The sequence below is a fragment of the Mameliella sp. MMSF_3455 genome, from assembly GCF_030733205.1.
Classification (GTDB): Bacteria; Pseudomonadota; Alphaproteobacteria; order Rhodobacterales; family Rhodobacteraceae; genus Antarctobacter.
Genome location: NZ_JASHJL010000006.1, coordinates 65,869 through 79,124, shown reverse-complemented (window position 1 = coordinate 79,124; position 13,256 = coordinate 65,869). Strand labels below are relative to the sequence as shown.

At 65.3% G+C, this 13,256-nt stretch carries 12 protein-coding genes; 6 read left to right on the top strand and 6 right to left on the bottom strand.

What is annotated here, in order from left to right:
• Nucleotides 1–3 precede the first annotated feature (3 nt).
• The 3 genes from RBB42_RS05940 to RBB42_RS05930 are packed head-to-tail and all read right to left on the bottom strand — an operon-like array spanning nt 4 to nt 5,014.
• Complete coding sequence (locus RBB42_RS05940) at nt 4–1,650, bottom strand: hydantoinase B/oxoprolinase family protein (protein ID WP_305969045.1); 1,647 nt, start codon at nt 1,648–1,650, stop codon at nt 4–6.
• Nucleotides 1,647–3,734, bottom strand: coding sequence for a hydantoinase/oxoprolinase family protein (locus RBB42_RS05935; protein ID WP_305969046.1), 2,088 nt, complete (start codon nt 3,732–3,734; stop codon nt 1,647–1,649). The genes RBB42_RS05940 and RBB42_RS05935 overlap by 4 nt, the downstream gene beginning before the upstream one ends.
• Before the next feature lie 2 nt (nt 3,735–3,736).
• Nucleotides 3,737–5,014: an NAD(P)/FAD-dependent oxidoreductase gene (locus RBB42_RS05930; protein ID WP_305969047.1), complete on the bottom strand. Its 1,278-nt coding sequence runs from the start codon at nt 5,012–5,014 to the stop codon at nt 3,737–3,739.
• A gap of 117 nt (nt 5,015–5,131) precedes the next feature.
• On the opposite strand from RBB42_RS05930, the gene RBB42_RS05925 reads away from it, so the two are divergent.
• Nucleotides 5,132–5,524 (top strand): rhodanese-like domain-containing protein, encoded by a 393-nt coding sequence (locus tag RBB42_RS05925; protein ID WP_305969048.1) that lies wholly within the window; start codon nt 5,132–5,134, stop codon nt 5,522–5,524.
• 15 nt (nt 5,525–5,539) lie between these two features.
• On the opposite strand, the gene RBB42_RS05920 is transcribed toward RBB42_RS05925, so the two are convergent.
• Both RBB42_RS05920 and RBB42_RS05915 read right to left on the bottom strand, forming a co-directional pair.
• Nucleotides 5,540–6,310, bottom strand: coding sequence for an IclR family transcriptional regulator (locus RBB42_RS05920; protein WP_305969049.1), 771 nt, complete (start codon nt 6,308–6,310; stop codon nt 5,540–5,542).
• Between the two features lie 34 nt (nt 6,311–6,344).
• A complete protein-coding gene (locus RBB42_RS05915) occupies nt 6,345–8,651 on the bottom strand; it encodes a molybdopterin-dependent oxidoreductase (RefSeq protein WP_305969050.1) in 2,307 nt (768 codons plus the stop codon).
• 101 nt (nt 8,652–8,752) lie between these two features.
• Between RBB42_RS05915 and metC the strand changes: the two genes are divergently transcribed.
• A complete protein-coding gene (gene metC / locus RBB42_RS05910) occupies nt 8,753–9,937 on the top strand; it encodes a cystathionine beta-lyase (RefSeq protein ID WP_305969051.1) in 1,185 nt (394 codons plus the stop codon).
• Nucleotides 9,938–9,941: 4 nt separating this feature from the next.
• Complete coding sequence (locus RBB42_RS05905; protein ID WP_305969052.1) at nt 9,942–10,580, top strand: VOC family protein; 639 nt, start codon at nt 9,942–9,944, stop codon at nt 10,578–10,580.
• Nucleotides 10,581–10,591: 11 nt separating this feature from the next.
• Here the strand turns inward: RBB42_RS05905 and RBB42_RS05900 are convergent, their stop codons facing one another.
• The gene (locus RBB42_RS05900) at nt 10,592–11,491 is read right to left on the bottom strand and encodes a LysR family transcriptional regulator (RefSeq protein WP_305969053.1); all 900 of its coding nucleotides are present in this window, start codon (nt 11,489–11,491) and stop codon (nt 10,592–10,594) included.
• A gap of 96 nt (nt 11,492–11,587) precedes the next feature.
• Between RBB42_RS05900 and RBB42_RS05895 the strand changes: the two genes are divergently transcribed.
• From RBB42_RS05895 to RBB42_RS05885, 3 genes are all read left to right on the top strand, one after another.
• A complete protein-coding gene (locus RBB42_RS05895) occupies nt 11,588–11,884 on the top strand; it encodes a DUF2218 domain-containing protein (protein ID WP_305969054.1) in 297 nt (98 codons plus the stop codon).
• Nucleotides 11,885–11,962: 78 nt separating this feature from the next.
• Nucleotides 11,963–12,457: a nuclear transport factor 2 family protein gene (locus RBB42_RS05890; RefSeq protein ID WP_305969055.1), complete on the top strand. Its 495-nt coding sequence runs from the start codon at nt 11,963–11,965 to the stop codon at nt 12,455–12,457.
• A gap of 167 nt (nt 12,458–12,624) precedes the next feature.
• A complete protein-coding gene (locus tag RBB42_RS05885) occupies nt 12,625–13,233 on the top strand; it encodes a protein-methionine-sulfoxide reductase heme-binding subunit MsrQ (protein WP_305969056.1) in 609 nt (202 codons plus the stop codon).
• Nucleotides 13,234–13,256 lie beyond the last annotated feature (23 nt).

The following is a 13,256-nucleotide window of genomic DNA, read 5'->3' as shown; positions in this document are numbered from 1 at the left end:
GTCTTACCCTTCGTATCCATAGTCTGCTTTCGCCTGTTCCGGCGTGATCAATCCGGTCTTCAGATCGTCCTCGACGCTTGCGCGGTCGCGGTTTGCCGGGGCGCCGTAACCGCCGCCCCCCGGCAGGCTGAGCTTCAGCCGCTTTCCGTTCTTCACCTGCTGGCGTCCCTTGCTGCGCAAGGGCGTGCCATCGGCCAGTTCGACCCGACCGGGCGCGCCGCTGCTGCCGCCGTCGCGCCCACGCGCGGGGTTCTCGACCCGGTCGAACATGGCGTTGAAGTAGAAGTCATAGCCCTCGCGCGGCTCGATCTCGATGATTTGGCCCAACCCGCCGCGCAGGGCACCGGCGCCGCCTGATCCCGCACGCAGATCCTTGCGCCAGATCGTGATGGGACCCACGTGTTCCGTGGCCTCGACGCTCATGGTGGACACGCCCGAGGGGAAGGCCGTGGCGGACAACCCGTCGAATTGAGGCCGTGCGCCGGTGCCGCCAGAGTTGAACATCAGCACCTCGCGGTTCGGCAGCCCGCTGTCCGGGTCGCTGGGCCGCGCAGAAATCTGGATGTTCCAGAGCGCGCTTGCCCCCTCTGCCGGGACCGTTCCGGGCAGCGCCTGGTGCAGTGCGCCCAGCACCACGTCCGGCACAAGGTGGCCCAGGACGTGGCGCACCGAGACCGGCGCAGGGCGCTTGGCCGCAAGGATACAGCCCTCCGGCGCGGTGATCTCGAACGGCTCCAGAGAGCCGGTGTTGTTGGGCACCTGCGGCGCGATCGCGCATTTCAGGCCGTAGCAGGCATAAGCGCGGGTATAGACCTCTGGCACGTTGACGCCGAAACGGCTCATCCCGGATGTGCCGTCGAAATCGGCGCGCAGGTGGTCGCCTTCGACGTCCAGCCTGACCACCATCTGCACCGGCACGTCATAGCCATCCACCTGCATCGAATGCCGGAACGTCCCGTTCGGCACCTTGGCGATGGCCTCTCGCGTGGCTTTGCGGCTGCTGTCGATAATGAAATCCGACAGACCCTGCAGATCGTCGATACCGAATTCGCCCATCATGGCCTGAAGGCGACGATCCCCGGCCTCGTTACAGGCGGCCAGCGAATACATGTCCCCCACGACCTGGTCGGGTTCACGCACATTGGCGCGGACCAGCCGGATCAGGTCTCGGGCCACCTCGCCGCGTTCGGCGAATTTCATGATCGGGATGAGCAGGCCCTCTTCGTAGACCTCGTTGCCGTCCGGGCCGAACCCGCGACCGCCGATGTCGACCACATGCGCGGTGCAGGCAAAAAACCCGATGTGCTGGCCGTTCCGGAAACTGGGAGACACCACCGTGATGTCGTGCAGGTGCCCGGTGCCCAGCCAGGGATCGTTGGTGATGAAGACATCACCCTCGAATATGTTCTGCGCGCCGATCTCGCGCACGAAATGGGTGACGCTTTCGGCCATGGCGTTGACGTGGCCGGGCGTGCCGGTGACAGCCTGCGCCATCATCCGCCCCTGCCGGTCGAACAGGCCCGCCGACAGGTCGCCCGCCTCGCGCACCGAAGTGGAAAAGGCCGTGCGGATCAGCGTTGTCGCCTGTTCCTCGACGACGGCGATCAGGCGGTTCCACATGATCTGGTAGTCAATCGCAGTGGGGGTCATTGGGTGTCTCCCTTGGCGGTAAGGCGAAGGCTGCCATCGCCCTGCCCCACGGCCCGATAGGCCGAGGTGACGATGGTGGTGGTCTCGGCCTCGACGATGATGGCCGGTCCATCGACCGCGCGGCCGGGGGTCATGTCCTTACGGTCGACCTCGACGGCATCCACGGCCTGTCGGCGTGCGGCGTCATAGAACTGCCGGGTGCGCAGCGGTGTGACGACGGTGCCGCTGTCGTGGCGGACAACCGGTGTCGTCTCCGGCAGGACAGAGGCGACGACGAGCGACCAGTTGGTGACCTCCACCCCCAGCCCGTCGATCACCCGGCCAAAGAGGGTGCGATAGGCGGCTTCGAAAGCCTCGAGGATCTGCGTCCGGTCCGCATCGACAAAGGTCTTGTAGGGCAGCGGCACCGGGATTTCCCAGCCTTGGCCGGAATAGCGCATGAAGGCGGTCAGCCGTGTCGTGGTGGCCTCGCCGTTGGCGCCGGCGTTCACGAACGCGGCCGCCTCGGCCTCCAGCTCCTTGAGGGCGGCGTTGACCGCCTCGGCGTCGAAACTTTCGACCCGCTGGAACAAGCCGCGCGTGGCCTCATAGCTGAACGGCGCCTTGAGGAACCCGATGGCGGACCCCACGCCCGCGCCCGGCGGAATGATCAACTCGCGGATGCCCAGCTTTTCGCACAGGCGGCAGGCGTGCAGCGGTGCGCCGCCGCCGAACCCGATCATGGTGAAATGTTCGATGTCGCGGCCATTCTCCACCGTGTGCACCCGCGCGGCGTTGGCCATGTTCTCATCGACCATCTCCGTCACGCCAAAGGCCGCGTCGGAAACACCTATGTCCAGCTTGGCCGCCAGCCTGTCCGCAACCGCCTTGTCCGAGGCGTCGGGCGACAGGGGGATCGCGCCACCGGCAAAGTTCTCGGGGTCCAGCCGGCCCAGCAGCAGGTTGGCATCGGTGACGGTGGGTTCCGTGCCGCCGCGCCCGTAACAGGCCGGGCCGGGTTCCGAGGCCGCCGACCGGGGGCCAACCTGGATCCGGCCAAGGCTGTCGATGGATGCGATGGACCCACCCCCTGCCCCGATCTCGACCATCTCGACCACCGGGGTCGAAACCGTCATGCCCGACCCCTTCTTGAAGCGGTAGGTCCGGGCAACCTCGAAGGTGTTGGCCGTTTTCGGTTCCGCGCCTTCGATCAGGCAGATCTTGGCCGTGGTGCCGCCCATGTCAAAGGACAGCACGCTGTCCAGCCCGTGACCGCGCGCGAAATCGGCGGCAAAGATCGCGCCCCCCGCCGGGCCGGATTCCAGCAGGCGCACCGGTTGTTCGGCGGCCACGTCGACAGAGATCAGGCCGCCGCCGGAATGCAGCATGAAGACCGGCGCAGAGACCCCCGCCTCTTGCAGGCGCGCCACCAGCCGCCCCAGGTAATCGGCCACCTGTGGCTGGACGTAGGCATTGGCGATCACGGTGTTGAAGCGCGGCAGTTCACGCATCTGCGGAGAAATGACCGAGGAAATCGAGATCGACAGGTCGGGCACGGCGGCGCGCAGGGCCTCTGCCATCTGCACCTCATGCGCGTCGTTGGCGTAAGAATGCATCAGGCCGATGGCGACGGCGTCATAGCCGCCGTCCAGCACCCGCTGCACCATGGTCTGCACCTCGACCGGGTCCAGCGGCAACAGGACCTCACCGTTCGGACCCATGCGTTCCTTCAGGGTGAACCGGTCTTCGCGGGACACCAGCGGCACCGGCAGGGTCAGGTTCAGGTCGTATTGTTCAAAGCGGTTCTCGGACCGCATCTCGATCACGTCCCGGAACCCTTCGGTGGTGATAAAGGCCAGCCGCGCCCCCCGCCGTTCAATCAGCGCATTGGTGACCAGCGTGGTTCCATGGATCACCTGGCCGATCTCGGCCAGCGCGATCCCGGCCTTCTCCGCCGCGATGGTGATCCCGTCCAGGATGGCCTGTTCGGGTTGTGTGTAGTTGGTCAGGACCTTGCAGGTGGACAGCCCGCCGGGATGGGCAAGCGCGACATCGGTGAACGTGCCGCCGATATCGACGCCGACGCGAGTCTTTGGAATGGCCATGATCAGATCGCCTTCATGATTTGTTTGGCGGTGAATGCGGATTGATAGATGCGCGACACGAAGGGCGCGCTGGAGACCGTCGACAGTTCGGTCATCGGCAAGGGCAGATCGGCGCGGTCCATGCCGGTCATCAGCCCGGCCATGGTTTCGCCGAACATGGTCCCGGTGGTGATCCCGCGCCCGTTGTAACCGATCGCGGTGAACAGGTTCTGGTCCAGCTCATGCACGCGCGGCAGGTGATCGGGTGTCATGGCGATCTGGCCGTGCCAGGCCTCTTCGAACTCGACCGGTCCCAGCGTCGGAAAGATGCGCGCGATCTGCTTTTTTGCCCAGCGGTGCGACAGCCCGCGATCCTTAGTGCCGATCACCTTGCCCATCGAGCCGACCAGCAGACGGTTGTAGGCGTCGCGGCGGACGTTGAACATGATCTGCCCCGTGTCCCACAGCCCCTGCCGCCCCGGCAGGATGTGAGCGGCCTCCGGCCCCAGCGGCTTGGTCGCCAGCTGAAAGTAATGGATCATCGTGAAGGTGCGGTTCAGGTCCGGCCAGAGCGTGTCGGTGTAGGCATTGGTGCCGAGCACGACCGCCCGCGCCCGGATCTCGCCTTGATCGGTGGTCACGGTCCAGATGCCGCCATCCCGTTTCAGGCCGGTCGCGCGGACGCCCGTGCTGATCTTGGCCCCGGCGCCAAGCGCGGCGCGGGCCAGCCCCCGGCAATATCCCATCGGGTTGATCGTGCCACAGCGGCGATCCACCAGGCCGCCGTGAAAATGTGTGGTGCCGATCAGGTCGGACACGTCCTCCCGGGTCAGCAGGTCCACCGGTTCGCCCAGGCGCTGCCATTCCCTGTGCCGGTCCTGCAGGTCTTTGACGCCGCTGGGGCCGTGGGCGGCGTGGATTGTGCCGGTGCGCGTGACCTCGCAGCGGATCTGGTGCCTTTCGATCAGCGAAAACACGTATTCCGGCCCCTGCCCGAACCGCTTGATGAAACGTGGCCCGTAGGTCTGGCCCAGCTGTTCGCGCACTTTCTGGGGTGGAAGCCAAAGGGCGGCATTCACCAGCCCGACGTTGCGGCCTGACCCGCCATAGCCGATCTGCTCGGCCTCGATGACATGGGCGGACAGTCCCTTTTCCGCGCAATGCAGGGCCGTGGACAGCCCGGTAAAACCGCCGCCGACCACGGCGACGTCAAGGATCTCCTCACCCGTATCCAAGGGCGCGCGATAGTCCGGTTCCTGCGCGGACGCATCCCAAAGCGAAATGGCATCGGAAGGTGTCATGGGTCGATTCTCCAATTCGAAATGCTGTGGCAGCCTTGTCCGAAAGCTTGCACAGTGCCCCGAAACGTGTCAACATACGAAATACATGTTCTGCATAGCAATACAGGTGACGCCAAGATGCCGCTTAAAATTTCCTCAGCCCAGATGGTGAAAGACGCCCGCGCCCGGATCAAAGAGATCGAGACGCCGGACTTGATCGCCATGGTGGACGATCCCGATGTGGTGATTGTCGATATCCGGGACGTGCGCGAACGACAGCGCAGCGGATACATCCCCGGCAGCTTTCACGCGCCGCGCGGGATGATCGAATTCTGGGTCGATCCCGACAGTCCCTATTTCAAGGAGATCTTCGGCCAGGAGGGCAAGACATTCGTCTTTCATTGCGCCTCGGGCTGGCGCTCGGCCCTGACGACCGCAACGCTTCAGGACATGGGATTCGAGGCCGCGCACCTGAAAGAGGGTTTTTCCACCTGGGAAAGGCACGGCGGCCCGGTGGAACTCCCCGAATAGAAGGACTGACGTCCCTCAGCCGCGGCCCAGCTTTTGCGAGACAGAGCGGGCCGCGTGCGACACCAGCGCCCCGTAGCGATCGACGCCGCCCTCGGGCAGGTTGATGTCCGGCAGGGAGATCCCCAGCGCACCGACCGGCTCGCCCCCGGGCAGCGTGATCGGTGCGCCAAAGCTCAGGATGCGGTCGCGGAACTCACCGGTGTCATAGGCATAGCCGCGCTTCAGCGTTGCCTCGATATCGGCATCCAACCCGGCAAGATCGGTGATCGTCCGGTCTGTATGCGCCACCAGTTCCGCGCCGACCTGATCGCGCAGCTTGTCATACTCGGCGGCCAGGATCGCCTTGCCGGTGCCCACGCAATGCAGCGGTGCGGTGCCGCCGATCGTGTTCCAGGACCGGATCGGTTTCTGGCTGTCGATCTTGTCGATATAGACGATGGACAGGCTTTCACGCACCGCGAGATAGACCGCCTCACCGGTTTCCTTCGACAGGTAGGCCAGTTCCGGCGCCGCCAGTTCGCGCAGGTTCAGGTTCTCGACAGACGCACGCCCGACGCGCCACGTCTTCAACGTGGCGGCATAGGTCTTATCCGGCAGATGCTGAACATAGCCCAGCGTCGCCAGCGTTTGCAAAAGCCGAAAGGTGTTGGACTTGGTCAGGCCCAATTCCTTGGACAGTTCCGTGACGCCCTTGCCCTGCTGCGACCCGACGAGGTTTTCGAGGATGGCAAGCCCCTTGGACAGCGTGGAATCGACCTTGGGTTCTTTCGCTGGGGCCTGGCTCATATTGTTTCCCGTTCCATTTTGGACTTGGTAGCACCTACGCTCCGGCTTCGAAAGGTGGCGGTTGGTGCGCCTCGACCGGGGGCAGGTCGTCGTCAAAGCGACGCAGGTCCACCAGAGCGGAATGCGCTGCCGGGCTTTGCGTCAGGGCCGAGGTCCGCAGGTCATGGGTCAGGACGTTGGGGTTGCCGTGCCGGTCGCGGGCCTGCGGCGCGCTGAAATCGGGATCGTACCACGCCCCGGTCCAGAGAAAGACGCAGCCCTGCTGGATCTCTGGCGTCACCCGCGCGCCGGCAAGGCAGCGGCCCCGTCCATTGAACAGTTCCACCACGTCGCCATCCGTGATCCCCCGACTGGCCGCGTCATCGGGATGGATCAGAACCGGTTCCCGCCCCTGCACCTTGTGGCTGAGGCTGTAGGCGCCGTTGTCCAGCTGGCTGTGCAGCCGGGTTTTTGGCTGACCGGACAGCAGCGCAAGCGGATACCGCGCCCCCTGCCCCGCCGCCTGATCGCGCGGCACGAACCACGCGGCGTGCCCCTTGCAGTCCGGCAGGTCGAACCCGGCGATTGTCTCCGAGTACAACTCGATCCGGCCGCTGGGTGTCGGCAGGCTGTTGGCCACGGGATCGGCGCGATAGTCGGCCAGGAACACCTGCTGCGGGCTGGGGTCCGGCAGGGTGATCACATCACCGCTCAGAAAGGTCTCCCAATCGGGCAGGTCGCATCCCGCCTCCTGCGCGCGGTGGCGCGTGATCTCCCAGATCTCGCGCAGCCAGTCATCGGCGGACTTGCCTTCGGTAAAGGCCTCCGCCGTGCCCAGGCGTGCCGACAGCTCGGCGTAGATATCGTATTCGATGCGCGCCTCACCCTCGGGTGGGACAAGCCGGGGCATGGGAACCAGCCCGTTGTCGGACTTGCCGGCCCCGAAATCCGTCCTCTCCTGCGCGGCGGCGACCGGCAGCACGATATCGGCGTGCCGGGCGGTGGCGGTCCAGTTCACCTCGTTGACGATGATCGTTTCCGGCGTCTGGAACGCGGCGTGCAGGCGGTTGAGGTCCTGGTGGTGATGGAACGGATTGCCTCCGGCCCACCAGACAAGGCGCGCGTGCGGGAAGACCCTCTCTTGCCCCTGGTAATGATAGGTGCCGCCGGGGTTCAGCAGCATCTCGCTGATCATCGCCACGGGGATGAAGTCCTGCACCGGGTTCTGGCCCTGGGGCAGCGTCCCCCAGCGGAACAGTCGTTCGATGTTGCCGATATTGGCGTTCACGCCGTAGCCCACGGTATAGCCGCCGCCGGGCAGTCCGACCTGGCCCAGCATTGCGGCCAGGGTGATCGCCATCCACATCGGCTGTTCGCCATGGTCCGTGCGCTGCACCCCGGCGGCCACGCTAATCATCGTACGGCCCGCCGCCATGCGCCGTGCCAGCGCTCGGATCGCCTCGGCCTCGATCCCTGTCTGTTCCGCGGCCCAGTCGGCGTCCTTGGGTGCGCCGTCCTCGTGGCCCAGCAGGTAGGTTTCCACCTTGTCGAAGCCGACGGCGTAGGTGTTCAGGAACTCCGGGTCATGCAGGTTCTCGACCAGTAGGGTATGCGCCAATCCCATCATCAGCGCGGTGTCGCTGCCTGGGCGGACCGGCATCCACTCGGCGTTCAGCACCTCCTCAGCATCGGTGCGCAGCGGGCTGATGTTGACAAAGGACACCCCGGCCTTGGCGCAGGCGGCCAGGTTGTCGCTCATCCGGTGGCGGGCCACGCCGCCGTCGCTGACCTGCGTGTTGCGCAGTGCCATGCCGCCGAACATCACTACAAGGTCGCTGTGTTCAGCGATCACGCGCCACCGCGTGGCCCGAGCCACATGAGACCGATACGGCCCGACGATATGCGGCATCAGACCCAGCGCGGCATTGTAGCTGTAGTTGCCCTCGGATCGGACAAAGCCACCGATGGTGTTCAGAAAGCGTTTCAGCTGTGACTGCGCATGGTGAAAGCGCCCGGCGCTGGACCATCCGTAAGACCCCGCAAAAATGCCGGTATTCCCGTGCGTCTCGCGCACCCGCGTCAGTTCTGCCGCGATCAGGTCCAGCGCGCGGTCCCAGTCCACCTCGACAAAGCTGTCCTGTCCGCGCGGCACGGCCCCCGGCCTGCCTTCCAGCCAGCTTTTGCGGACGGCCGGCCGCCGGACGCGGGCGCGGCCATGCAGGCTGCCGGGAATGTTCTGGTTGATCGGCGAAGCCGCCGGATCCCCCGGATGCCCGGCAACGGCAGTGACCTTGCCACCTTCGACGGTGGCCAGCCCGACGCCCCAGTGGCTTGCGGTCAGTTTCCTTTGATGTTCGCTCATGGCTCACCTTTTGTGCCAGCATAGAAAACAAGTTTTCCGAATATTGACACAGCGTGCCGTCACTGTCATCCTGAAATCAATCCGTCACAAGAGTCAAAACGATGCCGCTTTCAGATCCACCAATCGCTGACGGGCTGGTCCGGTGGGGCCGCCCGGACCGTGCCGAGGGCCGACACGTCAACATGCCGATCGAGCTTGGCTCGACCATGGTGTTCGACACGCTGGCCGCCTTCGAGGCCGCGCGCGACGCCCGTTACCAAGGCGGAACACCGTACTACGGCCGATACGGCAATGCAGCGACCACCAAGCTGGAACAGATGCTGGCGCGGCTGGAAGGGGCGCAGGGGGTGACGCTGACTTCTTCGGGGGTGGCCGCGATCACGCTGACCCTGCTGACATATGCCCGACCGGGTTCCCACCTGCTGGTGGCCGATCATGTCTATGGCAACACGCGCGCCTTCTGCGACACGGTGCTGACCCGCATGGGGGTCGAAATCACCTTTTTCGACCCGATGATCGGCGCCGGGATCGCCGGCCTGATCCGCCCCGACACCTGCGCAGTCATGTTCGAGGCGCCGGGCTCGGGCACCTTCGAGGTGCCAGACATCCCCGCCATTGCCGGTGCCGCCCGCGCGGCGGGCATTCCGTCGATCCTCGACGGCACATGGGCGACGCCGGTCTTCTGCCAGCCGCTGACGCTGGGTGTGGATGTGGCGGTGGCCTCCATGTCGAAATACCTCAGCGGGCATTCGGATTGCATGATGGGCATGATCGCCAGCACGGCCGAGCACGCCATGCCCATCCGCAAAACCGTGATGGCCGTGGGCGACAAGACCGGCGGACAGGAGGTCGCCCTTGCCCTGCGCGGCCTGCGCACGCTCAAGATCCGGATGGAGCATTTCGACAAGGCCGGGCGTGAGATGGCCGAATGGTTCGCCCGGCAGCCACAGGTCAAGCGTGTTTTGCATCCGGCCCTGCCCTCCTGCCCCGGTCATGCCTTCTGGCAGCGCGATTTCAGCGGTGCGGCGGGACTGTTCGGCGTGGTCTTTCACCCCTGCGGCGACGACCGGATCCGCGCCTTTGTCGATGCGCTGCATCACTTCGGCATCGGCGTCAGCTGGGGCGGCTACGAAAGCCTCGTCCTGCCGGTCACACCTCAGCGCAGCGCGGGCACCTGGACCGAAGAGGGCCAGCTTGTCCGTTTCAACATCGGGCTGGAGGACACCGACAGCCTGAAGGCCGACCTTGCCGCCGCCCTGCCCCTTCTCAACACCGCATCGGAGTAGACCCATGCACAACAAGATCGACCATTTCGCCATCGGCGCGGACACTCTGGATCAAGGCGTTGCCGCGATGGAGGCCAAGCTGGGCGTGACCGTGCCGCGCGGCGGCAAGCATGACGCCATGAGCACGCACAACTGCGTCATGCAGTCCGGCAACGAAAGCTTTTTCGAACTGATCGCCATTGATCCCGACGCCCCCGCCGATCCCGGCCGGACCCGCTGGTTCACGCTGGACGATCCGGCGACAAAGGCCCGGCTGGCCGAACGCCCGCGCGCCCTGTGCTGGGTGGTGAGCACCGATGATCTGGACGCGGTGATCGCTGCCAGCCCGGTAGACCTGGGCGAGGTCGTCCTGTTCACGCGCGGCGACCGGTCGTGGCGGCTGACGGTGCCAAAGGACGGCAGCCTGCCGATGGGCGGCCTCTTGCCCGCCTTCATTGAATGGTCCCCCGGCCCGCACCCCAGCACCGGCCAGCAGGATCTAGGCGTGCACCTGGAATCGGTGCACCTGTCGCACCCGGACCCGGATCACCTGCGGGGCATTCTGAAGGCGCTGCAGGTGGATCACCTGGCGCAGGTCAGCGCAGGTGACCCCGCCTTGTCCTTTGCCATGACATCGCCCAACGGCCCCGTGGTCCTGGACTGACGGCAGCGTGATCAGGCGTTCTGAACAAGCTCTTGATACCACTCCACGACAAAGCGCACGAACAGCAGCGTCAGGCTTTCGCGGCGCGAGGTATCCGGCCAGACGGCAAAGAAGCCCAGCGGGATCAGACGCCAGTCCGGCAGCAGGCGCACCAGCCTGCCCTCGGCCTCGCCCCGGGCGGCGAGGTGTTCGGGCAGGACCGTCGCGCCGAGGTTCTGGCAGGTAAAGTGATAAAGCGCATCGACGCTGTCCACCTCCAGCCGCGACTGGCCCAGAACCTTTACCGTCTCGCCCTCCGGCCCGTAAAGCGTTGTATGGTCGGAACGATGCTTGTAACGCAGCCAGTCCCAGTCCTCCATCTCTGACGGATGTGCCGGGCGCGGGCGTGTGGCGGCATAGCCTGTTCCGGCCACCAGCGCCCGGTCGCTTTCCCCCAGCTTGCGCGACATCATCGAACTGTCGTCCAGCCATCCGGCGCGGATGTTCACGTCGAATCCGTCCTCCAGCAGATCGGTGCGCCCGTCGGTGAAACTGACCGACAGCGCGACCTGCGGGTGGCGGCGCACGAATTCCGCGAAGGCCGTGGCCAGCGCGGACGAGGACATGAAGGCCGGCATGGACACCCGCAACGCGCCCACCGGCTCCAGTGACAGGGCGTTCAGCTCGTTCAACCCGTTCTCGGCGCTGCGCAGCATCTCGGCCACGCGGGCGTAAAACATGCGCCCTTCGTTGGTCAGCGCGATCTTGCGCGTCGTCCGGTAAAGCAGCGTCACGCCTAGGAACTCTTCCAGCTCGGACACGGTCTCGCTGACCCGCGAGGGGGCAAGACCGATGGCCTTGGCCGCGGCGCGGAACGATCCTTCGTCGACGACCCGTGCAAAGATCGCCATGTGGCGCAGATGCTCGATCATTGTTCTGCTTGCCCGAACTATGTGGTCTGGAGGCAAGGAATACCCGGATCAATGCACTGGGGATAGATGGTTCGTGCAACAGGACGGAGCATCGACATGAACGCCAACGGCTTCTTCACCACGGAAAACGCCCACCGCTACCTGGGCACGCTCTGCAAGCATTTCGGCCACAAGGTTCCGGTCACCTTCGATACCAGCGCGGGCCGGATCGAGCTGCCATTTGGCCAGTGCGATCTGCGCGCGGATGCCACCGGCCTGCACCTGGCCATCTCGACCAGGGATCGGCCCGCCCTCGACAGGGCGATCGACGTCATCTCCAGCCATCTTGACCGCTTTGCCTTTCGCGAAACTCCGGAGCTGACCTGGACAATTACCGAGAGCGCCGGGGCCTGATGCCCGCCCATGCCTGGCGACGATGCCCCGCACAACGAAGCCGGAAATTCAAGACCCCCATCAACCAAGGAGCATAACATGAACCGCAGAACCCTTTTGACCACCTCGCTGGGCGCGACGCTCGCCGCCCTTCTCGCACAACACGCAGGCGCACAGACAATGGACGACCGGACACAAGCCAGCTTTGACACGGTCATGGCCTTCATGGGCGCGATGGGATCGGGCGACATGGAAGCGATGGGCCGCCTGATGGCCGATGACATGGTCTGGCACAACGAGGGCGACGCCAGCCTGCCCTGGATCGGCGGTGCGAAAGGCAAGGAAAACATCTTTGCCTTCCTTGCCGTGTTCTCCGAGAACCTGCAGACGACCAAGTGGGAAAACACCGACGCCTTTGCTTCGGGCGAAACGGTTGCCGTCTTTGGCAAGATGAACGGCATCACGCCCCATTCCGGCCAGGAAATCGGTGAGTTCACGTTCGCCCTGCGCGCCAAGGTCCGCGATGGTCAGGTCGTGCTGTGGCACTGGTTCGAGGACAGCTTTGCCGTCAGCCAGGCCTATCACGGCCGCTAGGCACAGACCGGGCGACGGGCCGGTTCTTCCGCCGCCCGCATCATACCTGGACCGATTATTTCTGCGCGCTGCGCAACGGAGCGCGACGGAAACGCTGCGCCGCAGCGTGACAGTCCAGACCCATCCTTCCGGCCAGGCGGTCGGTCCCTACAGGAAAGGCAACCGACATGCTGTCTCGACTCTCTCCCTATTGGCTCTGGGCGCTGATGGCACTGCCGGGCTTTGCCATCAGCGCCGGCATCCTCGGCGTGACCGACGCCACCGCCACTGCGGCCGCCATTCACGAGGCGCTGCATCCCACCGGCAAATTCGCCGCGCGCTTTATGATCATCGCCATGCTGGCCTCGCCGCTGGCGCTGGTGTTCAAGGGGTGGCGCGGGCCGCGCTGGCTGAAGAAGAACCGCCGTTACTTCGGCGTTGCGGCCTTCGGCTACGCGCTGGCGCATACGGTGCTCTACCTGGTCGACCTTTCCTCCATGCAGAAGGTCCTGACCGACCTGCCGAAATTCTACATCTGGACCGGTTGGACCGCCTTCGTGATCTTCGTGCCGCTGGCCGTCACCTCGTCGGACTATTTCGTGCGCAAGATGGGCCGCAATTGGAAGACGCTGCAACGCTGGACCTATGCCGCCGCCGTCCTGACCCTGCTGCACTGGGCGGCGCAGCATGACTGGGGCGGACTTGGCCCGTCGCTTGTCCACTTTGTCCCGCTGACCCTGCTAGAGGCCTATCGCCTCTGGTACTGGTATCTGCGCCCGCGCCCGCAGGTTGCGTGAACGCAGGGGCCTGCCCCGGTCTC

Bases quoted from the DNA above. Each gene is read 5' to 3' on its own strand.
- RBB42_RS05940 (WP_305969045.1), bottom strand. From the start codon at position 1,650: ATGACCCCCACTGCGATTGACTACCAGATCATGTGGAACCGCCTGATC.
- RBB42_RS05935 (WP_305969046.1), bottom strand. From the start codon at position 3,734: ATGGCCATTCCAAAGACTCGCGTCGGCGTCGATATCGGCGGCACGTTC.
- RBB42_RS05930 (WP_305969047.1), bottom strand. From the start codon at position 5,014: ATGACACCTTCCGATGCCATTTCGCTTTGGGATGCGTCCGCGCAGGAA.
- RBB42_RS05925 (WP_305969048.1), top strand. From the start codon at position 5,132: ATGCCGCTTAAAATTTCCTCAGCCCAGATGGTGAAAGACGCCCGCGCC.
- RBB42_RS05920 (WP_305969049.1), bottom strand. From the start codon at position 6,310: ATGAGCCAGGCCCCAGCGAAAGAACCCAAGGTCGATTCCACGCTGTCC.
- RBB42_RS05915 (WP_305969050.1), bottom strand. From the start codon at position 8,651: ATGAGCGAACATCAAAGGAAACTGACCGCAAGCCACTGGGGCGTCGGG.
- metC (WP_305969051.1), top strand. From the start codon at position 8,753: ATGCCGCTTTCAGATCCACCAATCGCTGACGGGCTGGTCCGGTGGGGC.
- RBB42_RS05905 (WP_305969052.1), top strand. From the start codon at position 9,942: ATGCACAACAAGATCGACCATTTCGCCATCGGCGCGGACACTCTGGAT.
- RBB42_RS05900 (WP_305969053.1), bottom strand. From the start codon at position 11,491: ATGATCGAGCATCTGCGCCACATGGCGATCTTTGCACGGGTCGTCGAC.
- RBB42_RS05895 (WP_305969054.1), top strand. From the start codon at position 11,588: ATGAACGCCAACGGCTTCTTCACCACGGAAAACGCCCACCGCTACCTG.
- RBB42_RS05890 (WP_305969055.1), top strand. From the start codon at position 11,963: ATGAACCGCAGAACCCTTTTGACCACCTCGCTGGGCGCGACGCTCGCC.
- RBB42_RS05885 (WP_305969056.1), top strand. From the start codon at position 12,625: ATGCTGTCTCGACTCTCTCCCTATTGGCTCTGGGCGCTGATGGCACTG.